Here is a 23,730-nt window from a genome sequence, read left to right as displayed (position 1 = left end):
TTCTCCCTCTTCTGGTGCGAGGGCAGCCAGATCGCCACGCTGACGTCGAACAGGGGCATCGATGTCGATCGGGGCTTCCAGAGCGTCGCGCCAGCCCCCCCGGACAGCGACGGAAAGCTCCCCTTCACGCTCCGCACGCAGAAGAACATCCGCTACGTCGATCTCCTGGACAGGCGAACGCCCAACGAAGGCCCGCTGGGCGCGGGTCAATTCCTCACCTTCATGGCGCCCGCCATCGTGGGGCTCTGGATGAACGAGCTCCTCAGGAACCTCCAGTGCCCGACCTGACCTGAAAGGAAGCCGTGATGATAGGGACCAGTGGCAGCGGAACGGGAACCCCGCCCGGGGTGGACCCCGCCCTTACCCAGGACTATTTGAACGCCCTGCAGGCGGCCTCCATCTCCTTCTGGCAGAACCAGTCCACCCGCTGGCTGGGCATGCTCCAGCGCATGCGGGAGGGTACCTATGACGCCTCCCAGTTCGCACAGGATGCCGTCTTCATGTGGGACAACTGGGTCTCGCTGGCGGCATTCCCCGTCCAGTTCGGGGTGAGTCAGACCCGGCAGCTCCCTACCCTGCTCTTCGTGGTGGATGGGATTGCCGAGAACTCGGGCCCCGCCACCGCACCGACGCCTATTTTCGTCCCCTCCGGCGTCACAATTGAGCTGACCGATCTCTATCGGGTTGGAGGTAACGCGACGATCGCCGCCAAGGATTTCATCCGTGTCACGCTCTCACAGACAGGAGATCGGATGGAGCTCACCCTCATCGATATCGATAAGGGCAAGTTCCAGCCAGGTCTCTATGTGGGGGCGGTGTATGCCCCGGAGCTGGCGGCGCGTCGCCCCCTCGCGGTCGTTCATATCTTCATCGCGAAGCCCCCAGGTGAGCCGCCCGTGGGGCCCTAGAGCGCACAGCGGGCCAGCTCCCAAGCAAGCGGTTGAGCCCTGGATCGAGGGACGAGATGTCGAACATCGTTGGTCATGAGGGAGAGGGCGAGAGGTTCCTCTCCGAGGCCTCCCTCTCGTTCGGCGATTCCGAGTTCAAGGACTCGTTCCTGCACGAGATCGCCTTGCAACCTCCCTCCATCCCCATGCCCGTCCTGGGGGAGCGGTTGGGCGGCTTGGATGGGAGCCGCTATGAAATCCTGGAGGTGATCGACGACGGCGGAATGGGCCGGGTCTTCCGCGCCATGGACCATGAGCTCCAGCGAACGGTCGCCCTGAAGTTCCTCCTCGCCTGCCTGCAGCTCTCCTCGGAGGAGATGGTGACGCTCGTGCGGGAAGAGGCCCAGGCGACTGCCCGGCTCGATCACGAGAACATCGTCCGCATCCATGACGTGTCCCTGTGGAACACCGGCTTCCGCCCGGGCAGCGGGGTCCCCGCCTGGAGGGTTCCCTTCCTGGTCATGGAGTTCCTGGAGGGCGAGCCCCTGCACCTGCTCCTGCGCCGGACGAGGCTCGAGCTGCGACGGGCCCTCCACATCGCCATCGACGTGGCCGCGGGGCTGGCGCATGCCCACGAGCGCCACCTCATCCACCTGGACCTCAAGCCGGGCAACGTCTTCCTCCTCTCCAACGGCCGCGTGAAGCTGCTCGACTTCGGCCTGTCCCGGCTGTTGACCAGCACCTCCGCCGTGCACAGGTCCAGCGGGGGAACGCCTCCCTACATGTCCCCGCAGCAGTGGCGGCAGGAGCCTCCCCAGGCGCGCGACGACATCTGGTCCTGCGGCGTCCTCCTCTTCGAGATGGTCACCGGGCAGCGGCCCTTCCGGGTCCTGGACAACACCAAGCTCCAGACCCTGGTCACCTCGCCCCAGCCGATGCCCTCGATCCGCGAGCGCCGTCCGGAGCTGCCCGAGGAGGTGGATTGGCTCATCGCCTCGACCCTGGAGAAGGATCCCTCCAAGCGCCCCGCGGATGGCTCCGAGCTGCTCAAGCGGCTGTGCGAGCTGCAGGAGCGGCTCGCCCTCCGACCGCAGCGCCCAAGGGCCACCGCCGAGCGGCGCCCGGTGACGCTCGTGTCCTGCCGGCTCACGCTCGCGCCGGGTGCCGGAGGGGAGATCGATCCCGAGGACTTCAGCGATCTAGAGGAGTCCTTCCACCGCGCCTGCACGCGCATCATCCACCAGCACGGGGGCGTCATCACCACGGCCGTGGGCGGCGAGGTGCTCGCGAGCTTCGGCTACCCCCGTGTCCAGGAGGACGACGCGCAGCATGCCGTCCGCGCGGCGCTGCAACAGGCGCAGGAGCTCCCGCGAGAGCTGCTGTGCCGGTGGCGCCACGGCCTGTCCGTGAGGGTGGGCATCCATACGGACCAGGTGGCCCTGGCCGACGTCACGCCCGAGCTCCAGGGCATGATGCCCTCCATGCAGGGCGAGGCTCCGAAGATCGCCTCCTGGCTGTCCACGCAGGCCGAGCCGAACACGATCCTCCTCAGTCACCGGACCCATGGCCTCGTCCGGGGTCGCTTCCAGACCCGGTTCCTCGGCCAGCGGACCTTCGAGGGCATCTCGGGGTCGCAGTCCATCGGCCTCCACCGCGTGCTCCACGAGCTGCGCAACGTGACGCGCTTCGACCGGGCGCTCGTCATGGGCCCCCTCACCCCGCTGGTGGGACGGGAGCGCGAGCTGCGGCGCCTCGTCCAGCTCCGGGAGGAGGCCACGGGCGAGCACGGCACCTTCATCCTGCTCCGGGGCGAGGCGGGCCTCGGCAAGTCCCGGCTCATCCAGGAGCTGCATGACCGGGAGACCCCCGGTGCGAGCACCTGGGCGCGCTGCCAGTGCTGGCCCCAGTTCAAGAGCAGCGCCTTCTACCCGCTCATCGACTGGCTCCAGCGCTTCCTGGAGCTCGCTCCCGAGGATGAGCCCCAGCAGAAGCTGCGGACGCTGGAGGAACGGCTGGCGGCGTCTGGCCTGTCCCCGGAGTACGTGCAGCCGCTCGCCTCGCTCCTCTCCCTGCCCCTCCCCGCGGGCGCTACCTTCCTGCAGCTCTCCCCGGAGCGCCAGCGGGAGCGGGGGGTGCAGGCCCTCTCGGCCCTCCTCCAGCGCCTGCACGAGCAACGGCCCCTCGTCTTCGTGGTGGAGGACGTGCACTGGGCGGATCCCTCCACCCTCCAGTTCCTCGGCGTCCTCCTGGAGCGCATCGATCGCGTCCGGGCCTGTGTCCTGCTCACCACCCGTCCCGAGCTCGTGCAGTCCTGGGCGGACCGCCCCGGCTTCCACGAGCTGCGGCTCGCGCCCCTGTCACCCGAGGCCACCGAGACCCTCGCACGGGAGACCGCCCAGGGCAGGACGTTGTCCCCCGAGACGATGGAACAGGTCGTGGCCCGGACGGACGGCATTCCCCTCTTCGTCGAGGAGCTGACCCGGATGGTGCTGGAGCAGGGAGGAACGACCGGGCGAGCTCTGGAGGGCGCCCTCCCGCCCATCCCCGCAACCCTGCATGAGCTCCTCCTGGCGCGGCTCGACCAGCTCCCCACCCGGACGAAGGCGCTGGCGCAGCTCGCGGCCCTGCTGGGCCGGGACTTCCAACACCAGGTGCTCCTCGCCGTCTCGTTCCTCTCAGAGGAGGAGCTGCGGCAGGACATCGAGAGGCTCGAACAGGCCGGGCTGCTCTTCCAGCAGGGCTGGCCGCCCCACCTGACGTACGCCTTCAAGCACACGCTCGTCCAGGACGCCGCCTACCAGTCCCTGCCGCGGAGCACGCGCCAGCACTTCCACACCCGCATCTTCCACGTGCTGAACGAGCGCTTCCCCGCGATGGCGGAGGAGCAACCGGAGGTGCTGGCCCACCATGCCACTCGCGCGGGACTGGTGGCTCGGGCCGTGGACCTGTGGCAGCGGGCCGGCCAACGCGCCGGGGCGAAGTCCGCCCTCTCCGAGGCCATCAGCCACTTCACCCATGCCCTGGAGCAGCTCGCCCTGCTGCCCCCCTCGCGCGAGCGCGACGAGCGGGAGATCGCCCTGCGGGTCGAGCTGGGTCAGGCGCTCGTCTCGACGAAGGGCTACGCCGCCCAGGAGGTCGAGGAGGTCTACACCCGTGCGCGCGCGCTGTGCGAGCAATACGGAGACGTGCCCTTCTCCGTGCTCTGGGGCGTCTGGGTCGTCGCGCTGGTGCGGGGCGGCCTCGCGGACGCCAGCCAGTTCGCGACACAGTTCGAGCGCCTCTCGGAGACCCACGAGGATCCGACGACCCGGGTGGTGCTGCATGCCGCGCTGGGCTGCTGGTACTTCTGGCGGGGCAACTACCCGGAGGGCCTGCGGCACAGCAACCAGGTGAAGCAGCTCGTCCGCCGGGCGCCCTTCCTGGGGAGCCTGGCGCGCATCCGCGGCGACGGCGACCAGGGCTACGTCTCCGAGCAGGTGCTCTACGCGTACCTCTACGCGGCCTTCAGCGAGATGATGCTGGGCAACATGCGCCGGGCCCGCGAAGGCCTCCGGGAGTCGCTCGCGGTGGCCGAGGCGATGCAGCACCCGTATGCCCTCGCCATCACCCTCGCGTTCTGCTCGTGGTTCGAATACGAGGTGGGCGAGGCCGAGGCGGCACGGGACCTGGCCAGCCGGATGATCGCCATCTCCAGCGGCAACGGGTTCATGTTCACCCTGGCCATGGGCTACTGCATCCAGGGCTGGGCCACCGCCCAGCTCGGGGACGTGGACAAGGGCATCGCGACCGTCCAGCAGGGCCTCGGGCTGATCCGCGCCATCGGCACGCTGATCATCTACCCCGCCTTCCTGTCCTGTCTCCTCCGGGCCCAGCTCCTCGGCGGAAAGACCGCCGAAGGCCTGGCCGCCGTGAGGGAAGGCCTGGAGATGCTCGAGACGAACCTGTCCCGTCGGGCACGCCTGGACCTGCTACAGCTCCAGGGAGAACTGCTACTCCAGCAAGGAGACCTGGAAGCGGCGCGGGCCTCCCTGGAGGAGGCGGTGACGGAGGCGCGCGACTCCGGCGCGAAGTTCCAGGGGCTGCGCGCGGCCTCGCTCCTGGCCCGGCTCCTGCGGCAATCCGGCGAGGCCCACGCGGCCCACGCCCTGCTCTCGGAGTTCCGCGACAGGTTCACCGAGGACTTCAACCTCCCGCACTACCAGTCCGCCCAGGCGCTGTTGGCCGAGCTGGAGTCCGACCTCGGCTCCCCCCCCGGAGCCGCACCAGGCTGAGACTAACGGCCCGCCGTGCGCGCGGCCTCGGCCAGCCGCTTCTGCGAGAGGCTCAGGTACTTCTCGTCCATGTCGATGCCCACGTAGCGGCGGCCCAGCTTCAGCGACGCCACGCCCGTGGTGCCACTGCCATTGAACGGGTCCAGAATCAGCGCGTCCTCGGGGGTGCTCGCCTCGATGACGCGCTCGAGCAGCGACACCGGCTTCTGCGTGGGGTGGCTGCCGTGCGCCTTCTCCTCGCGGCGCGGCGCCGTCATCGTCCACACGCGGCCGGACTCGTCCGCGGCCAGCTCCTCGTCACCCGTGCGCGGCAGCGCCCACACGTCGCGCATCTGCTTGCCGCCGTTCTCCGCCTTCATCTTGGCGTAGTTGAACGTGTGCTGGAGCTTCGCGGCCGGCTTCGGAGAGGCCCAGATGAGGATCTCCGACGAGTGGGTGAAGTACCGGCACGCCAGGTTGGGGCTGGCGTTGGGCTTGTACCAGGTGACGGTGTTGAGCAGCTTATAGCCGAGCTTCTGCATGGCGAAGCCAACCGAGAAGATGACGTGCTGCGTGCCGCTCACCCAGAGGGTGCCGGTGGGCTTGAGCACGCGCTGGCACGCCTTGAGCCACGCGGTGGTGAACGCGTGGTCCTCCTCCACTCCGCGCGACACGTCCCAGCCGCCCTTGTTCACCGCGGCGCGCTTGCCGTTCTTGCAGGTGAAGCCACCGTTGGACAGGAAGTACGGCGGGTCGGCGAAGACCATGTCGAACGTGCCTGCGTCGAACTGCTCGAGCAGCGCCAGGCTGTCGCCCTGGTAGAGCCGGTACGCGTCGCCACGGGCGAACTCGCTATCGCGCAGGGAACGCGGGACAAGCTTCAGGGCAGGAGCTGCGGCTTCCGAGGACATCTCGCCTCCGTCAGGGGTCGTCGTGACGGGCGCGAATGTGAGGGCAACATCTCACTACGTCCAATTTCTGGTCTGTAGCACGCTGAAATTTGACGCGCTCACGAGGCGCCGCGTACCGCCAGCAGGGCCTCGAGGTGCTCGCCATCCGAGCGGCCAGAAACGCCGCGAGCACGGTGGGAGCGCCTCTCGTGGAGGCCTCCGGCACCGTGCTCGGCGGGTACTGCGAAGCTGTGCGGAAGAGACTAGGCCTTGGCCTTCTTGGCGGTCTTCTTCGCGGCGGGGGCAGCGCCCTCGGCGGGAGCAGCGGCGCCCTCGGCGGGAGCAGCGGCGGCGCCCTCGGCCGGCTTGGCCGCGTACTTCTTGCGGAACTTCTCCACGCGACCCGCGGTGTCGAGCAGCTTGTACTTGCCGGTGAAGAAGGGGTGGCAGTTCGAGCACACTTCCACCGCGAACGAGCCACGGGTGGACTTGGTCTCGACGACGTTGCCGCAGGCGCAGGTGATGCGAGAGGCCGGATAGACCGGATGCATGTCAGGCTTCATGTTCGACGACTCCCACGCCTTGCCCCCACCCCCAAGGTGGGAGGTCTGGCGTTTTCGAGGTAGGTCGGCGCTTATAACGGCGCGCCGGCCCCAGCACAAGGCCCGCGACCGGGCCCCGTCCTGGGCTAATGGGATGCGGAACCGGGCGGTTCGATTCGCTCCACCCGCTTCTTCAGTTCAGGATCATCCGCCACGTCGGACCCGAGCTGGATGTACGACAGGCGGTGGGTGCGCTTGAGCCCCTCCTTGTTCCCCCCCGCCTGGAGCACCAGCTGTTTCCGCCGGGACTCGAAGCTGGCCACGGCCTCCTCCAACGCCCTGCGGGCCGACTCGTCCTTGAGGGCAGCCAGGCGAGCCTTCGCCTGCTGGATGTTGGCGTCGAGGAGCTTCAGGTTCTCCCGGGCCCGCTCCGCCTCGGTCAAGTCCACCGAGGGGCCCTTGCCGTCCACGGACAGCTCCAGGCGAGCGAGCTGACGGCCCCGCTCTCCCGGGGGGATGAGGGTGGCGTAGTCGTTGCGCTGGGCCACGCCCGCCCCCCGGCCCTCGTGCGACTGCACGATGAAGTCCACCGTGTTGCCCGCCTGCTGGGAGAGCCGGGTGGCCTCCACATAGGGCACCGCGGCGAGCACCACCACCACGTCCACCTGCTCCTTCTCCCGCAGGCGGCGCGCCTCGGCGAGGGCCGCGGGCACCGGAGGCCGTCCCCCCCCGCCCGGCGGCTGTCCGGCCACCGGGCCCTCGGGGGAGATGCCCACGAGGCCAAACTTCACCCCCCCCTCCGTCACCACCAGGGAGGCCGGAAAGAGCGGCTTGCCCCCCGCGTCCACCAGGTTGGCGGACAGGAGCTTCAGCTTCTTGGCGCCCTTGGAGGCCTTCGCGAGGAAGTCCGTCCCGAGCGACAGGTCGCGCGCGCCCACGGCCATGGCCCGGGTGCCCACCGCGTCCAGTTGCTCGAGCAGGAAGCGCGCACGCTCCCCCACCTTCGGGTCCCCATCCGGCAGGGGGGACTTGAAGAGCGCGTTGCCCGCGTCCAGCACCAGCACCGGCACACCCTTCGCGGACTCCGTCGCGATGGCCGTCTTTCGTCTGGCAAGACCGCCAGACGGGTTGTGGATTCAACCACAGGGGGCGATCTCGCCCCCGTTGTCTCCGGTGAAGAGGAGCACCACCTGCTTGGGCGCCGCGCCCGCCACCAGGGGCGTCAGCAGCAGCGCGAGCACGGCGAGCAGCGCCGGACGCAGTCTCATTTCTTCCCCTTTGGAGCCGCCTTCTTCGCCTTGTCCAGCTCGGAGAGCCGGCTCTTGGCCGTCTTCGCCGCGTCCGACTTCGGGTAGCTCTTCACGAGCTCCTCGAGCGCCAGCCGCGACTCCTCCTGCATCTTCAGCTTCTTGAAGCACTCCGACGAGCGCAGGTACGCGTTGGGCGTGGCGTCGGCCTTCGGGTACTCCTGCAGCAGCTTGCCGTACTCGAAGAGGGCCTCGCGGCACTTGTCCTCGGAGTAGTACGTCTCGCCCAGGCCGAAGTGGGCCTCGGCCGCCAGCGCGTCCTTCGGCCACTTCTTGAGGAACTCCGTGTAGAGCTGCCGGGCCAGCGTCACGTCCCCCGCCTTGGCCTTCTCCTGCGCCAGCGCGAGGAACTCCTTCTTGTCCGTGGGCCGCTTGAGCTCCTCGGCCTTCTTCCGGGCCTCGGCCTCCTTGAGGGCCTCGTCTCCCTTGAGCGCCAGCAGCCGCTTCTCGGTCTCCTCGTTCGTCTTGGAGATCGCCGACTCCAGCTCGCCAATCTTGTAGAGGTACGTCTCCACCTGGCCGCGCAACTGGGAGAGGTCCTCCACCGTCTTCTGCAGCTGGATGCCGATGTCCGCGCCCGTGCGGCGCGACGCGGTGTCCAGGCTCTGCAGGGCCTTGGACACCTCGGCGATCTTCTCGTCGATGCGCGGCATCGTGGCATCGAGCTGCGCGCGGGTCTGTTTCAGCTCCGCCTGGAGCTGCGCCTGGGTGGCATCGATCTTCTCGATGCGGGCTTCCAACGAGCGTCCGCGGTCGGCGGGATAGAAGCACCCGGAGATCGCGAGCGGGAGGGCGATCAGAGCAAGCCTTCGCATAGGGGGTGGCATCTTAGGAGCAAACCCCTCGCCCCGCTCGGGCTTCTTCGCTGTCCCGGAGCCCGGCTGCCCGCTCGTCAACGCGGCGTGGTGGGACCCGCCGCCCGTTCCACCCGCTCGATGGCGCGCTCGCAGGCCACCAGGAGCCGGGCATTGTTGAGGTAGAAGGGCGTGGCGCGCGCCCTCCCCTCCCGCAGCGAGCCGAGGGCCCGCCGGTACTCCTCGGCGGCCTCGGCCAGGGCCCCCCGCTGCTCGAGCACCATCCCCAGCAGGTAGCGCGCCGCGGCCAGGTCCGGATCCAACGCGAGGCAGCGCTGGAGGGTCTCCGCCGTCTGGGGGCTCGCCACCTCTCCGGCGGCCCACTCCAGCGCCTGGGCGAAGAGGGCGTCCGCCTCCGTGTGCGGAGCGGACGTCTCGGGCTGTCCCTCGCGGGGAGCCTCCGCCTTCGCGGGCGTCGTCGGGACAGGGACCGAGGCCGACGGCTCCGCGGGCTTCACGGTCCCCACGGCGGCAAAGCGCCCCGACATCACGGGCGGCGGCGTCTTCGAGGGAGCCACCACCGGGAAGCGTCCCGAGCTCCTGGGCTCCGCGGCCCGCTCCCCGGGCACCGCCGACGGGGTGGACATGTCTGGGGCCTGCCGGAAGCCCACCGACGGCAGCCCACTGGAGCTCGGCGTCCTCGGGGCTCCGGACGACAGGGCCTCCGGGGCGAGGACGCCCTCCTGCGCTCGGGCGTAGAAGAAGGCCTGCTCGCAGCGCACGGTGCGCAGGCTCGGCGGGGCGCGCAGCAGCGGCTCGGCCGCGGAGAGCATCAGCATGCCCTCGGGCGCGAGCCTCCCGGCCAGCGACACCACCACCCGCTCGAAGGACTCGGGGGTGAAGTAGATGAGGACGTTGCGGCAGGCGATGACGTCGAAGCCCTGCCCCTCCGCCGCCGTCGGGTACGGCGTCTCCATCAGGTTGTGGCACTGGAAGCTGGCCCGCTCCTTCAGCGCCCCCACCAGGGTGAAGCGGCCCGCGCCCACGGGTACGAACCAGCGGTCGCGCACCATGGGGTGCACCCGCTGCAGCTGCTCCGAGGTGAAGCACAGCTCCCGCGCCCGAGCGATGGCCGACTCCGAGATGTCCGTGCCCAGCACCGTGCTGCCCGGGTCCGCCCCCAGCTCCGCGAGCATCACCAGCAGCGTGGCCACCTCCTCGCCCGTGGCGCAGCCGGCGCTCCACAGCCGCAGCGGCCGCCGCATCCTCGCCACCATCGGCTCCAGCACGTGCGTGCGCAGCGCCGCGAGCTGCGACTCGTCCCGGAACAAATCCGTCTTCTGGACGGTGATGGCGTCGACGAGCTCGGCGAAGTCCGCGCCGCCCGAGGGCGACTGCAGGTGCAGCAGGAACTGCACGCTCAGCCCGCCCGGCCGCGCCGCCAGCTTCTCGTCGAGCCGACGGCACTGCAGATCACTCAGGGCCATGCCCGTCCGCCGCGCGACCAGGGCGTGGACGGGACCGAAGCCGGTCGGGAGCCTGGGGGCCACCGGGTCTCAGCGCCCAGCGGGGAGGGTCTCACCGCGAATCAGCCGCACCAGCGAGCCCGCGATGTCATCGCCGTGGATGAGATGATCCACCGCCTTGCGAGCCACCGCCGCCCCCGGCATGCCGAACACCACGCACGACTCCTCGTTCTGCGCCAGCGTCAGGCCTCCGGCCTGCTTGACGGCCAGCATGCCCTCCGCTCCGTCCTCGCCCATGCCGGTGAGGATGAGCCCCATCGTGCGCCGCCCGTAGGCCTTGGCCGCGCTCTCCAACAGCACCGTCCCCGAGGGCATGTGCCCGTCGCGCTCCACGCCCGTCTTCAGCGACACCCGCCCGCGGAAGGGAATGTGCATGTGCTGCCCCGGCGGGGCGATGAGCACGTTGCCCGGCAGGAGCTGCTCGCCGTCCTGCGCCAGCCGCACCTTCAGCTTGGAGGAGTTGGCCAGCCAGCCCGCCAGCGAGTCGGCGAAGGCCGCGTTGATGTGCTGCACGATGACGATGGGCGTGGGGAAGTCCGCCGGCAGCTCGGACAGCATCCGGAAGAGGACCTGCGGGCCGCCCGTGGAGCTGGCCACCGCCAGCACGCCGTACGGCATCCCCATGGGCGCGGGAGTGACCACCCCGCCCGGCCCCGGCATCGGCGGCCGGCGCTTGCTGTGGATGTGCCGGATGACCCGCACCGAGGACAGCAGCTTCACCTCGCGCGACAGGTTCCACGCCTCCAGCCCGGCGTCGATGGAGGGCTTGATCTGCAGCGCCAGCGCGCCCAGTTCCAGCGCCCGGCACGTCAGCTCCGGCGCCTGCTGCCGCGGATCCGCGGTGAGCATGAGGATGGGCGTGGGCACCTCGGCCATGATGTGCTCCACGGCCGTGAGCCCGTCCATCACCGGCATCTCCACGTCCATGGTGATGACCTGCGGGCGCAGCTCACGCGCGGCCTCCAGGGCCTCCTTGCCGTTGTTGCACGTCCCCACGACCTCCAGGTCCGGGTCCCGGCTCAACGCTTCGCAGATGAGTTGTCGGCAGATGTGCGAGTCGTCAACGACCAGCACCGACACTTTCTTGCCCATGTGGCTTCCATACCCCGTGCGCGACCGCCGGAGTATACCCGATATGGCCGGGTGTCCTCGGGGTGTCCTTCAATAGCCCGTCAGCCGAGGAGCCGGCCCACCACGTCCACCAGATCCTGACGCACCAGGTCACCCTTGGTGATGTAGCCGTCCGCGCCCGCGGCCAACCCACGCTGCCGGTCTTCCTCTCCTCCACGGGTGGTGAGGATGACCACCGGGAGGACCTTGTGGGTGGGGTGGGCCTTGAGCCGGCGGGTGAGCTCCAGCCCGTCCACCCGGGGCATCTCCAGGTCGCTGCACACCAGGTCCACCCTGGTGTTGGCGAGCATGTCCAGGGCCTCCATGCCATCGGCGGCCATGACGATGTCGTACCCCACGGCCTCCAGGAGCGAGCCGATGAGCTCGCGCGTGAGGGGGGAGTCGTCCACCACCAGGATGCGGCGGCGGGGGGCGGGCGCGGGACGGGGAGTCGCCGTGCGCTGCGCTCGGAGACCGGCCGCGCCCTGGGCACTGGCGATGAGGTGGGCCGAGGACAGGACCATGGCCAGCCGGCCATCCGCCAGCGTGGTGGCCCCCGTGAGGTGCGGGAAGCGGGCCATCAACCCCTTCAGCGGAAGGATGGCCTGGACCCGCTCCTCGAGCACCCGGTCCACCGCCAGCGCGGCGACGGCGCCCTGGCTGCGCACCACCAGCACCAGCGCCCCCTCGTCCGCCGCCCGGTCCGGGCTCAGCCCGAGCAGGGAGCCCAGCGAGGCGAAGGGCATCGGCTGGTCATCCACCTCCAGCACGGCCCGGCCGGCCACCTCCTTGAGCTGCGAGGCCTCCACCTTCAGCGCGCGCGAGACGTGGACGGCACTCAGGCAGAGCGTCTCCTCGGCGATCTTCACGAAGAGCAGCGGGGCCACCGTGAGGGACACCGGCACCCGCAGCTCGAAGCGCGTGCCCCGGCCCGGCGTGGACTCCACCAGCACGTCGCCGCCGAGCGCCCGCAGGGAGCTGCGCACCGCGTCCAGCCCCACGCCGCGCCCGGAGATGTCCGTGGCCACCTCGCGCGAGGTGAAACCCGAGAGGAAGATGAGCTCGCGCGCGCCCTGGTCCGACAGCGCCGCCGCCGAGGCCTCGTCCAGGAAGCCCTTGCGCACCGCGGCCCGGCGCAGCAGCGCGGGCTCCAGCCCCACCCCGTCGTCCTCCACCCGCAGCACCAGCCGGTTGCCGTCGCGCGCCGCGCCCAGCGTCAGCTTCCCGCGCGGGTGCTTGCCCGAGGCCACCCGGTCCACCCGCGACTCCAGCCCGTGGTCCAGCGCGTTGCGCACCAGGTGCAGCAGGGGATCTCTCAGCGCCTCCACCACCGCCCGGTCGGCGCGGGTGTCCTCGCCGTCCACCACCAGCTCCACTTCCTTGCCCAGCTCGCGCGCCAGGTCCCGCACCATGCGCGGGTAGGGCTCGAAGAGGACGGAGAGCGGCAGCATGCGCAGGCGCTGCACCTCGTCGGCCACGTAGCCGAGGTCGCGCAGCTCCTCGTTGGCCAGCAGCTTCGCCTCGCGGTGGAGGGTGGCGGCCAGCTCCTTCGCCTTGCCGAGCCGCTCGGCCAGCACCGCGGCCGCCGGGCCCAGGTCCTCCGCGGCCCGCGCCAGCAGGCTCAGCTCGCGGGCCAGCTCCAGACGCCGGAGGGTGGCCAGCTCGCGGCGGCGCGACACCTGGGTGAGGTTCGTCACCGCGCTCGTGAGCAGGTCCAGGCTCGCCACGCCGATGCGCACCGAGCCATCCGCCCGCGCGTCCGCCGAGCGCACCGCCGTCATGCTCGTCGTCCGAGGCGGGGGCTCGGAGCTCGCTGGCGGCATCTTCCCGATGCTGGCCGCGACGGTCGTGGTGGCATGCGCGCGCGGGAGCTCCACCGCCACGGTCCGTCCCACCGGGGGCGCCCGGGGCGCGGCGGCAGGAGGCGGCAGGTGGGACGTCTCCATCATCCGGGGCGGCACCACCAGCGAGGGCGCCGGAATCCCGAGCGGCGTCGAGCCCCACGCGGGGGTGACCTCCTCGCTGTCCCGGAGGTCCTTCGGAGCGTCCTTGCCCTTCACGTCCTTGCGCGTCGCGGCGCTGGACGGGTCCACCCGCAGCGCGGCGGAGTGGGCCGGGCCCCCCGGGGGCTCGCCCGCCCCTGGAAGGCTGGACACCTCCGTGCGGGTGCAGTCGCGCAACCAGCGCACCAGCTTGTCCACCTCGGGCGGCCGTTGATCAGGCGGGGCGGTGGTGCCCGCGAGCACCAGCACCGCGTCCGCGGCCTGGAGCAGCATGTCGATGGAGCGCTCGGACAGCGCGTGCTCGGCGCGCTCGGTGGAGCGCACCAGCTCCTCCATCTCGTGGACGACGGAGTTGATGTCGTCGAAGCCCATCATCCGGGCCTCGCCCTTGAGGCCATGCAGCTCGCGCAGCACGGTGCGGCCCGCCTCCAGGCTGGCCCCCGTCTCCAGCTCCATGATGCGGCGGTTGACGCGCTCCAGGCGCACCCCCACCAGCTCACGGAACTGCTTGAGCAGCTTCTCGCGCGCGCTCACCCGCCACCCCCGGGCGTGCCCCCCGGCGTCGACGGATCGATCTGGAAGCGCTCCACCACGCCCCTCAAGTCCCTCGCCAGGGTGGACAGGTCTCCGTTGGCACTGATGACCTGCTTGGTGGCGTTGTGGCTCTGCTGGGTGATGCGGAGGATGTCCGCCATCGCCTCGGCCAACAGGTCCGTGCCGCCCTGCTGCTGCTGGGTCGCCAGCGAGATGGCCCGCACCGCGTCCGAGGTGCGCCCGGCCAGCTCGACAATCTGCCGCAGCGACTCGGAGACCTGCTGCGCCAGCGTGGTGCCCGTCTCGGTGGCGCGCACGCCGCCCTCGGTCGCCATCACCGCCCCGCCCGAGGCGTCCTGCACCTCCTCGATGAGGCCTTCGATCTCCTTGGTGGACTCGATGACGTTCTCCGCCAGCCGGCGCATCTCCGCCGCCACCAGCGAGAAGCCCTGCCCCACCTCGCCCGCCTTGGTGCCCTCCAGCTCGGCGTTGAGCGCCAGCAGGTCCGACTTGTCGGCCACCCCGTTGATGAACTCGACAATCTTACCGATCTGCTGCACCCGCTTGTTCAACCGGGCCACCGCCGCGGCGATGGCCTGGTTGTCGTGGCGCATGCGGTTCATCGTCTCGAGGAAGGCCTCGGCGCTGGCCTGGCCGCCCTTGGCCGCCGCGAGCGTCTTGTGGGCGATCTCCGCCACCGAGCCCGCGTTCTCGGCGATCTGCCGCGCCGAGCGCGCCAGCTCCTCGGTGGTGGCGCTCGTCTCGTCCAGCGAGCTGGCCTGCTCGGCGGCGCCCGCCTCGTAGCGGGTGGAGGTGGAGAGGATCTCCTCGGTGGTGGAGCCGATGCGCGAGCCGGCGCGCTGCAACTGCGCCAGCACGTCCGCCAGGTGCGCCCGCATGGTGGAGAAGGCGGCGGAGACGGACCACACCTCGTCCTCGGCGGGGATGATGCGCGGGCGGCTCATGTCGCCCTCGGCGATGCGGTGGGCCTCCTCGCCGAGCTGACGCATGGGGCGGCCCAGGATGGTGCCCCCCAGGTAGGCGGCGGCCATGGCCACCGCGAAGACGAGCAGGCACAGCGCCCCGCCGGACAGGAGGGCCTCGGTGCGCAGCACCTCGACCAGCTCCGCCTGCCGCTCGGGGCGCGTCTCCATCAACACCTGATCGAACGCCCGGTGGGCCAGCGCCACGGAGACGTCCCAGATGAGCGCCGCCGGCGTCACCACGACGATGGCGGTGAAGATGACCAGCCGCGGGCGGATCTGCGAGCGCCGGGGCGCCGCGGCGATGGCCTGCACCGCCGTGAGCCCCAGGGAGCCCAGGTGCAGCGCCACATCCCGGGCCCGCATGGTGATGAGGCAGTACGTCAGCAGCGCGGAGAGCGGACCGAAGAGCAGCCCTGGCCAGCCCATGCGCAGCGCCAGGAAGAGGCTCATGGAGGGGCTCAGCACCCACATCCCCACGTTGACGAGGACGGAGGTGAGAAGCCACAGCGCGAGCGTGGAGTAGAAGGCGAAGTCCGCCAGCCGGTGGACCTCCAGCACCGCCTGCCCGAGCCGCTCCGGCGCGACGGGGCCCTCGGCGGCCTCCACGTCGCGCAGCACGCGCAGCCGGCGCAGGCAGAGGAAGCCCTCCACCGTCATGGCCATGAGGGAGAACACCCCCATGAGCTGGAGGAAGAGCGGGAAGCTCTCGCCGAGCTGCTCGTCCAGGGTGAGCTGCCCGTAGCGCCCCGCCAGGATGGCGGTGGTGAGGTTGGCGTAGAGGACCGAGAGCAACAGGCGGCGGCTGTAGGGCCGCCGGGGCCGCAGGAGGCGCAGGCTCGACATCACCCCTCCCTCTCGGCCACGCGGAAGCGCTGCACGGTGCCCTTCAGGTCCCTCGCCAGCGCGGACAGGTCCGTGTTGGCGGCCACCATCTGCTGGGTGGCCTCGGCGTTCTCCTCGGTGACGCGCAGGATGTCGCCCATGGCCGTGGCGAGCTGGTCCGTGCCCGTCTGCTGCTGCTGGGTGGCCAGCGAGATGGAGCGCACCGCGTGCGACGTCTGCCGCGCCAGCTCGAGGATGAGGCCCAGGCTCTGGTCCACCTGCGCCGCCAGCGAGGCCCCGCGCTCCGTCGTCTTCAAACCCGCCTCCGTGGCCATCACCGCGGCCTGGGTGGCGTCACGGATTTCGTCGATGAGCCGCTCAATGGCCAGCGTGGAGGACAGCACGTTCTCCGCCAGCCGCCGCATCTCCGCGGCCACCAGCGAGAAGCCCCGGCCCGGCTCGCCCGCCTTGGTGCCCTCCAGCTCGGCGTTGAGGGCCAGCAGGTCGGACTTGTCGGCGATCTCGTTGATGAACTCCACCACCTTGCCGATCTGCTGCACCCGCTTGTTGAGCCGCACCACCGCGTCGGCGATGGCCTGGTTGTCACCCTTCATGCGGTGCATGGCGGCGAGGAAGGCCGCCGCGCTGCGCTGACCGCTCTGGGCCGCCCCGAAGGTCGTCTCCGCCATGGCCGACACGGACTCGGCGTTGACGGCGATCTGCTGCGCCGAGCGCGCCAGCTCCTCGGTGGTGGCCCGCGTCTCGTTGAGCGAGATGGCCTGCTCCCCCGCCCCGCTCTCCTGGTCCGCCGAGGTGGCCACCAGTTGCTCGGTGGTGGAGGAGATTTGAAGCCCCGCGCGCTGCAACTGCACGAGCGCCTGGGCGAGCTGCGCCTGCATGCGGGTGAAGGCGGCGGAGACGGCCCACACCTCGTCCTCGGCGGGGATGAAGCGCGGGCTGCGCACCTCGCCCTGGGCGATGCGCGTGGCGTCCTCGGACAGGGCGCGCAGGGGCTCGGCGAACGCCGTGCCGGCCACGTACGCCGTGCCGAGCACCAGCAGCACCACCAGCCCGGCGAGCCCCCCCAGCGGCAGACCGGTGGCCCGGCGCGCCCGGTGCACCACCTCGCGCTGCACCTTGGGATCCCGCGTCTGGAGGATCTGATCGAACGTGCTCACGGTGCGCGTCACCGACACGTCGAGGATGAAGACGGACGGGCTGAGCACCGCCAGGGCGGTGAACAGCACCAGCCGCCGCCTCAGCCGCAGCTTCTCGGGGGGGATGGCGGCGATGACCTCCTGCGGGGACAGCCCCTGCGCGGCGATGCGCTCGGCGGTCCGACGGCTGCGGCGCACCACCATCAGGTAGACGAGCATCGCGGACAGCGGCCCGAGCGACAGGCCCACCAGCCCGATGCGGAACCCCATGATCCAGTGGGCGCCCGCCAGCGGGGTGAACGTCACCGCCAGCAGCAGCGCGCCGCCAAACCACCCCTGGAGGGTGAACCAGAAGCAGCGCCCGGGGATGCGACGCACCTCCTGCAGCGCCCGGCGCAGGTTGTCCGGCGTGGACGGCAGCCGCCCGAACTCCAGCGCCCGCAGCACGCGCAGCGCGTGACGCTCCTGGGCGCCGGACAGGGCGGCGTTCATCCCCAGCACCAGCACCACCAGCCCGAGGAAGAGCCAGCCACTGCCCGCGGGCTGCGAGTGGGTGAGCTGGCCGTACAGCAGTGCCAGCACCAGTCCCACCGAGCTCCCCAGCCAGGACGGACCCGTGGTCCAGACCGACAGGCCCTTGAGTCCCTCTTGTGCGCTCACGCGGCCTCCCGGGACGAGGGCGCCAGGAAGCGCCCGAACTCCACCAACGACATCAGGGGCCACAGCGCCCCGCGCGCCTGAACGAAACCGCGCAGGCTGCCACCGGCGATCTGCCGCAGCAGCGTCGGCGTCGGCAGCAGGGTGAGCGACTCGGCGTCGATCTCCAGCGCGTCCACGCCCACCGCCTCACCCGTGGCGGCCACGAGGATGCGCTCGGCCCCGGACGCCTCGCCGAAGCCCTGGCGCGCCGAACCGGCCGTTCCGCCGAACGTGGTGGGAGACTCGATGGTGGCCACCTCGTGCGCGGCGAACGCCACACGATCGGCCCCCGCCTGGCACAGGAGCATGCCCGCGATACGACTGCCCGTGAGCATGGTTCAGCTGCCCTGGCTGAGGTGATCGAACAGGCCGTCGGGATCGATGACGGCCACGTCGCGCTGGGCGCTGCGGGCGGGCCCTCGCAGGTGGAGGTGCACCCCGCTCGCTCCCAAGGGCTCCAGGCGACCGTCCACCTGGGACACCCCGGCCACCCGGCTGGCCGTGAGGGCCAGGGTGCCGCGAGGCAGCCGCACCAGCACCGCCCGGCGGGTGGGCTCGCTCTCCCCGGATACCAGAATGCCCATGTCCACCACCGGGATGACTTCGCCCCGGTGGGCGAAGACTCCCAGCAGGTGCCCGGGGGAACCGGGCACCCGGGTCAGCTCGGGGAAGCTGACCACTTCCGCCGCGCACTCAGCGGGCACGGCGTACCAGCTGCTGCCGCAGGCGAACACGAGGTAGGACTGCCGCGTCTCGGTCTCAGTCGAGGCCATCAGGGCGCGCAGCCTACCTCAAGGAACGCTAGCGCACGAACTCGACGCGACGGTTGGCTGCCCAGGCCTCCTCGGAGGAGGCATTGTCGGTCGGCCGGTTCTCCCCGTACCCCACCGTCTTCATCCGGTTGGCCGGCACGCCCAGGTCCACCAGGTACTTCTTCACCGAGGCGGCGCGCTTCTGGGAGAGCTGGAGGTTGTACTCCTCGGTCCCTCGCTCGTCCGCATGCCCGGCGAGCTCGATGGCGCCCGTGGCGCCCGTCTTGAGGCACTCGGCCAGCTCACCCAGGCGCGACTGGGCCTCGGAGGAGAGGGAGGCCTCGTTGAAGCCGAAGCGCAGCGGCTCCCAGTTGCACTCGGCCTTGGTGGCGGCGGCCACGCACTTGTTGTTCTGGCACTCCTGGCCCTCGGCGCAGTCGGTGGGCGAGTTGCAGGCGCCCGGCGGCGTCACGCAGCGGCCCTTCTGGCAGTCCTGGATGCCACCGCACTGCCCCTTGGAGGTGCACTGCGGCTCGGCGCACTTGCCGGCCTCGCAGATCTTCCCGGGGCACTGCTCATCGCGCGCGCACTCGGGGCCCTTGGGCACGCACTTGTTGCCCTGGCACGTGAAGTTCTCCTTGCAGTTGGCGTCGGCGGCGCACTCCTGGCACTGGCCGTTGACGCACACCTCGCCCTTCTCCTGGCAGGTCTCGTCGCTCTTGCAGTTGGGGTAGGTGACCGGGCAGCCCGCCAGCACCGCCACGGCCATGGCAAGCCCAGCGACCATCGAAATCCGACGCATTCTTCCTCCGAAAAAGATGACGTCCTACAGACGAGTCAACCCGCCCGCGTGTAGCCCGCCCTGGAACGCCGAGTCAAAGCCTTTTGTCCCCGTGGAACGTTGCACCCCAAGCCATCCGGGGACTGGGAAACCCTTGATAGGACGAAGCATTTCCGGAGCGGGACGCCCAGGCGAGGGCCTCTGCTAGGGTCCGTCCGCGAGGTGACGATGAAGCGCGTCTTGAAGATTGTCGGGCTGGTCCTGTTGCTCCCCATCCTCGCCGGGGTGGCGCTGTTCGTGAGCATGTTCGCCGGCAACCCGGAAATCCCCGATGGCCTCGAGCTGGAGGGCTTCGCCCGGGTGGTGAAGGACGGCTACGTCGGCGTGGGGGTGCTCGACGCCGGGGAGGGCCAGGTGGTCCTCATCGACTCGGGCACGGACCCCGAGGGCAAGCGGCTCCTGGCGGAGCTGGAGCGCCGCCACCTGGGGCCCGACGCGGTGAAGGCCATCTTCCTCACCCACGGACACGTGGACCACATCTCCGGCTGTCACCTCTTCCCCAAGGCCGAGGTGTTGGCGCTCGAGGCGGACGTGCCCCTCGCCGAGGGGAAGGCGAAGTCCCACGGCCCCATCACCGGGCTGCTGCCGATCGCCGACCGCCAGGTGCACGTCACCCGCGCGTTGAAGGACGGCGAGACGCTCCAGGTGGGCACCCTGCCCGTCCGCGTCTTCGCCATCCCCGGCCACACCGGGGGCAGCGCCGCGTACCTCGTCAACGGCGTCCTCTTCCTCGGCGACAGCGCGGACGCGACGAAGGACGGTCAGCTCGTCGGCGCCAAGTGGCCCGTCACCGATGACCGCGCCCAGAACCACGCGTCGCTCCAGGCGCTGGCCGCGCGGCTGAAGCCCGAGGAGGTGAGGCAGCTCGTCTTCTCGCACACCGGGGTGCTCGCCGGGTACGCGCCGCTCCAGGCCTTCGCGGCGAAGTGAGCCCCCTCACTTCTGGACATCCAGAAGCATCACACCTCCACCCACCTCACTTCTGGACGTCCAGAAGTCCCCGCCAAGGTGCGCCCCATGCCCGCGACCGTCCTCATCGTCGATGACGAGAAGAACATCCTGCTGACCCTCCAGACGTCGCTGCAGCTCGCGGGCTACCGCACGGAGCTGGCGGCCAGCGGCCAGGTGGCGCTGGACGTGGTGTCGGCGCGGCCGGTGGACGCGGTGCTGATGGACGTGAAGATGCCGGACATGGACGGGCTCACCGCCCTGGGCCGGCTGATGGAGATGAAGCCGGAGCTGCCGGTCATCATGATGTCCGGGCACGGCACCATCGACACGGCGGTGAAGGCCACGCAGCTCGGGGCGAGGGACTTCCTGGAGAAGCCCATCGCGAGGGACCGGTTGCTGGTGGCGCTGCGCAACGCGCTCAAGCAGCAGGCCATGCTGGAGGAGCTGCAGGCGCTGCGCGCGGAGGTGGGCCGCTACGACATGGTGGGCGGCGGCCCGGCCATGCAGCGCATCTTCTCGCTCATCCAGCGCACGGCGCCCTCGGAGGGCCGGGTGCTCATCACCGGTGAGAACGGCACCGGCAAGGAGCTCATCGCCCGGGCGCTGCACCAGAACTCCAAGCGCAAGAACGGGCCCTTCGTGAAGCTCAACTGCGCGGCGGTGCCGCACGAGCTCATCGAGAGCGAGCTGTTCGGCCACGAGAAGGGCGCCTTCACCGGAGCGGTGAGCGTGCGCCGGGGCAAGTTCGAGCTGGCCCACGAGGGCACGCTCTTCCTGGACGAGATCGGCGACATGCCCCAGGCCATGCAGGCCAAGCTGCTGCGCGTGCTGCAGGAGGGCGAGCTGGAGCGGGTGGGCGGCGCGGAGACCATCAAGGTGGACGTGCGCGTCATCGCCGCGACGAACAAGAACCTGGAGAAGGAGATCGAGGCGGCGCGCTTCCGCGAGGACCTCTACTACCGCATCAACGTGGTGCAGATTCACTCGCCGCCCCTGCGCGAGCGGCGGGAGGATCTGCCGGCGCTGATCGACGCCTTCCTGAAGGAGGCCTGCGCGCGCAACGGGCGTCGGCCGCTGTCGCTCTCGCCCGAGGCCCTGGGGGTGATGGCCGCCTACGACTACCCGGGCAACGTGCGCGAGCTGCGCAACCTGGTGGAGCGGCTGGCCATCCTCTGCGAGGGCCCCGTCGTCTCCGGCCCCGAGGCCGCCGAGCTGCTGCCGCGCGGCAAGGGTGGCACCGTGCCGCCGCCAGCGCCCGTCGACGCGGCCGGGGCCTCGGTCTCCATGCCTCGCCCCCCTGCTCCACTGACGCCGGCGGCTCCAGCCCCGGTGGCTCCGGCCCCCGCCAGCGGCTTCCGCCCCCGGGTGGACCGCACCTTCCGCGAGCAGGTGGAGGACGCCGAGCGGGAGATCATCCACCACACGCTCGTGCACACGCAGGACAACGTCACCGAGGCGGCGCGGCTGCTCGATCTGGAGCGCGGCCACTTCTACAAGAAGATGAAGGCCCTGGGCATCCGGCGCGGCGCGGAGAAGGACTCGGCGTCTGGCGGAAGTGAGGGGTAACAAGAGTCGACTGTCGGATGCCGCCGCGCCTGACGCACAGTGGCAACACGCGTCACGGACTCCACGCGAGGGGCTGCGGTAGGCTCGCCGCCCCCCTTCCGCGGAGAGCCTCGTGAGCCAGAAGCTGCACCGTCGAACGTTCCTGCAGTGCATCGCCGCCGTCGCCGCCAGCACCGCCTTTGGCTGCTCCAAGAACGAGGAGGCGACTCCCCCCGCCACCAGCCTGGAGCACTTCCCCCAGTCCGTGGCGTCCGGGGACCCTCGCGCCGACAGCGTGGTGCTGTGGACGCGCGCCATCGATCCCAAGCGCGCGAGCGCCGCCACCCGGCTCTCGCTCCAGGTGGGCACGGATCCCGAGCTCCGCTCGCTCGTGCTCGAGCTGGACGGGCTCGAGGCGCTGCCCGCGCATGACCACACCCTCAAGGTGAAGGTGACGAACCTCCAGCCGAGGACCACCTACTACTACCGCTTCTCCCAGGAGCTGGACGGCCAGCGGTACACCTCGCCGGTGGGCCGCACCCGCACCGCGCCCGCTCGGGGCCAGGACGTCCCCGTGCGCTTCGTCTTCGCGAGCTGCCAGGACTTCATCGGCCGCTACTACAACACCTGGCAGTACCTGCTGCAGCGTGACGAGGACCTCGACTTCGTGGTGTTCCTCGGCGACTACATCTACGAGACCACCGGCGACACCTCCTTCCAGACGCCCGATGAGAGCCGCACGGTGCGCTTCAGCGAGCCCTCCACGGCGATCCAGCGGGGCTCGGGAAACAACCTCGCCGCGGCGTCCGTCTCCAACTACCGCGACCTCTACCGCACGCTGCACGCGGACCCCATCCTGCGGCAGGTCCACGAGCGCTACCCCTTCATCGTCGTCTGGGACGACCACGAGTTCTCCAACGACAGCTGGGGCGCTACCGGGACGTACTCGAATGGCCGCGGCGATGAGCGCTCGGAGGAGCGCAAGCGCAACTCGGAGCAGGCCTTCCACGAGTACCTGCCGCTCGACACCCTGGACTCGGGCGCGGGCGCCATCGACGTGGACAGCGTGCCCCGCTACCCCGACACGCGCATCTACCGCGACTTCGACTACGGCAAGAACCTCAAGCTGCTCGTCACCGACACGCGCACCTACCGGCCGGACCACCTCATCCCCGAGGACGCCTACCCCGGCACGGTGGTGATGGACGCGGCGGCGCTCACGGCCACGGGCGCCGCGGCGGCGCTCTCGTCCGACCTCTACGCGTACGTGGACATCGACGCGGCGGAGTACGCCCAGCAGAAGCAGGGGCTGCAACAGGCCTACCAGCAGCTCGCGCTCCAGGCGGGGCTCGGCGCGGAGTCGGCCGCCAGGGCGGTGCAGCACGTGCGCGGCAACCTCGCGCTGGCGTACGTCAACCAGGTCCTCGCGAAGCTCGGCGCCGCGCCCATCAGCCCGACCGGCAAGCCTCGCGGGCTCGCCTACGTGCACCTGGGAAAGACGGACCTCTTCAATGAGATTGGCTCGCGCTACGTCGTGGTGAAGCAGACCTACGACCTGTACTCCGCGTACCGGTACGCGGTGACACAGCGCGCCAGCGAGAACGTGCTGGGCAACACGCAGGAGGCGTGGCTGCGCGAGACGGTGCGCGCGGCGGACAACACCTGGAAGGTGGTGGTGAGCTCCGTGTCCCTCACCTCGATGGTGTGGGACCTGAGCGACCTCGCGGACGCGCCGGCCAACCTCCGCACCCGCTTCTACTTCAACGCGGACCAGTGGGACGGCTTCCCCAACAAGCGCGCCGAGCTGCTCGAGTTCCTGCGGGACAGCAACGTGCGCAACGCGCTCTTCATCTCCGGGGACATCCACTCCTCCTTCGCCTCGGTGGAGCAGGGCGTGCCCACCCTCACCACGCCGGCCATCTCGTCCACCGCCGTGAAGGACTTGGCCGGGGGCTCGGTGATCGCCGCGGGCTACCCGGCCACCAGCTCCATCTACCGCCGCGTCGTCACCGAGATGGATGCCACCCTGCGCGCGAGCAACCCCGGCCTCACCTTCACCAACACCGACGCGCATGGCTTCGTGGTGCTCGAGGTGCGCGCGGAGGAGGCGCTCGCCACCTTCCACCTCCTCCCC

The 23,730-nt window shown here is 70.6% G+C and carries 18 protein-coding genes and 1 pseudogene; 6 read left to right on the top strand and 13 right to left on the bottom strand.

Annotated features, from left to right (window positions below):
- The 3 genes from VF697_RS04430 to VF697_RS04420 form a co-directional block, all read left to right on the top strand.
- A partial coding sequence (locus tag VF697_RS04430) for a hypothetical protein (protein WP_331092225.1) occupies positions 1-288 on the top strand: 288 nt, incomplete at its 5' end.
- Positions 289-347: 59 nt separating this feature from the next.
- Positions 348-908, top strand: coding sequence for a hypothetical protein (locus VF697_RS04425; protein ID WP_331092224.1), 561 nt, complete (start codon positions 348-350; stop codon positions 906-908).
- 56 nt (positions 909-964) lie between these two features.
- Positions 965-5,158 carry a protein kinase domain-containing protein gene (locus tag VF697_RS04420; protein ID WP_331092223.1) on the top strand — a complete coding sequence of 1,398 codons (4,194 nt, stop codon included), beginning with the start codon at positions 965-967 and terminating at the stop codon, positions 5,156-5,158.
- A gap of 2 nt (positions 5,159-5,160) precedes the next feature.
- Here VF697_RS04420 and VF697_RS04415 read toward each other — a convergent pair whose 3' ends face one another.
- The 13 genes and pseudogenes from VF697_RS04415 to VF697_RS04355 form a co-directional block, all read right to left on the bottom strand.
- A complete protein-coding gene (locus tag VF697_RS04415; protein WP_331092222.1) occupies positions 5,161-6,048 on the bottom strand; it encodes a site-specific DNA-methyltransferase in 888 nt (295 codons plus the stop codon).
- A 323-nt stretch (positions 6,049-6,371) separates the two neighbouring features.
- Positions 6,372-6,590 (bottom strand): annotated as a pseudogene (gene rpmE / locus VF697_RS04410) (50S ribosomal protein L31); the annotation flags it as partial.
- 125 nt (positions 6,591-6,715) lie between these two features.
- Positions 6,716-7,639, bottom strand: a complete 924-nt coding sequence (locus tag VF697_RS04405; protein WP_331092220.1) for a 5'-nucleotidase — start codon at positions 7,637-7,639, stop codon at positions 6,716-6,718.
- Between the two features lie 66 nt (positions 7,640-7,705).
- Complete coding sequence (locus VF697_RS04400) at positions 7,706-7,837, bottom strand: hypothetical protein (protein WP_331092219.1); 132 nt, start codon at positions 7,835-7,837, stop codon at positions 7,706-7,708.
- On the bottom strand, positions 7,834-8,691 hold the full coding sequence (locus VF697_RS04395; protein WP_331092218.1) for a tetratricopeptide repeat protein: 858 nt from the start codon (positions 8,689-8,691) through the stop codon (positions 7,834-7,836). The genes VF697_RS04400 and VF697_RS04395 overlap by 4 nt, the downstream gene beginning before the upstream one ends.
- A 77-nt stretch (positions 8,692-8,768) precedes the next feature.
- Positions 8,769-10,220 carry a CheR family methyltransferase gene (locus tag VF697_RS04390; RefSeq protein ID WP_331092217.1) on the bottom strand — a complete coding sequence of 484 codons (1,452 nt, stop codon included), beginning with the start codon at positions 10,218-10,220 and terminating at the stop codon, positions 8,769-8,771.
- Between the two features lie 6 nt (positions 10,221-10,226).
- A complete protein-coding gene (gene cheB / locus VF697_RS04385) occupies positions 10,227-11,288 on the bottom strand; it encodes a chemotaxis-specific protein-glutamate methyltransferase CheB (RefSeq protein WP_331092216.1) in 1,062 nt (353 codons plus the stop codon).
- 80 nt (positions 11,289-11,368) lie between these two features.
- Complete coding sequence (locus tag VF697_RS04380; RefSeq protein ID WP_331092215.1) at positions 11,369-13,843, bottom strand: hybrid sensor histidine kinase/response regulator; 2,475 nt, start codon at positions 13,841-13,843, stop codon at positions 11,369-11,371.
- Positions 13,840-15,672 (bottom strand): HAMP domain-containing methyl-accepting chemotaxis protein, encoded by a 1,833-nt coding sequence (locus VF697_RS04375; protein ID WP_331092214.1) that lies wholly within the window; start codon positions 15,670-15,672, stop codon positions 13,840-13,842. The genes VF697_RS04380 and VF697_RS04375 overlap by 4 nt, the downstream gene beginning before the upstream one ends.
- Complete coding sequence (locus VF697_RS04370) at positions 15,672-17,468, bottom strand: methyl-accepting chemotaxis protein (RefSeq protein WP_331092213.1); 1,797 nt, start codon at positions 17,466-17,468, stop codon at positions 15,672-15,674. The genes VF697_RS04375 and VF697_RS04370 overlap by 1 nt, the downstream gene beginning before the upstream one ends.
- Positions 17,465-17,842, bottom strand: a complete 378-nt coding sequence (locus tag VF697_RS04365) for a protein CrdC (protein WP_331092212.1) — start codon at positions 17,840-17,842, stop codon at positions 17,465-17,467. Before VF697_RS04365 ends, VF697_RS04370 begins: the two co-directional genes overlap by 4 nt.
- Positions 17,843-17,845: 3 nt before the next feature.
- Positions 17,846-18,280 carry a chemotaxis protein CheW gene (locus VF697_RS04360; protein WP_331092211.1) on the bottom strand — a complete coding sequence of 145 codons (435 nt, stop codon included), beginning with the start codon at positions 18,278-18,280 and terminating at the stop codon, positions 17,846-17,848.
- A 28-nt stretch (positions 18,281-18,308) separates the two neighbouring features.
- Positions 18,309-19,061, bottom strand: coding sequence for an OmpA family protein (locus VF697_RS04355; RefSeq protein ID WP_331092210.1), 753 nt, complete (start codon positions 19,059-19,061; stop codon positions 18,309-18,311).
- A 207-nt stretch (positions 19,062-19,268) separates the two neighbouring features.
- On the opposite strand from VF697_RS04355, the gene VF697_RS04350 reads away from it, so the two are divergent.
- The 3 genes from VF697_RS04350 to VF697_RS04340 all read left to right on the top strand — a co-directional run.
- A complete protein-coding gene (locus tag VF697_RS04350) occupies positions 19,269-20,030 on the top strand; it encodes an MBL fold metallo-hydrolase (protein ID WP_331092209.1) in 762 nt (253 codons plus the stop codon).
- Positions 20,031-20,117: 87 nt separating this feature from the next.
- Complete coding sequence (locus VF697_RS04345) at positions 20,118-21,617, top strand: sigma-54 dependent transcriptional regulator (protein ID WP_331092208.1); 1,500 nt, start codon at positions 20,118-20,120, stop codon at positions 21,615-21,617.
- 112 nt (positions 21,618-21,729) lie between these two features.
- Positions 21,730-23,730, top strand: a 2,001-nt coding sequence (locus tag VF697_RS04340; RefSeq protein ID WP_331092207.1) for an alkaline phosphatase D family protein, incomplete at its 3' end; no start/stop codon positions are given.

Origin of the sequence: Archangium sp. (assembly GCF_036388035.1) — a bacterium.
In the GTDB taxonomy this organism is placed as follows: domain Bacteria; phylum Myxococcota; class Myxococcia; order Myxococcales; family Myxococcaceae; genus Archangium.
This window is presented reverse-complemented; position numbering and strand designations above follow the sequence as displayed.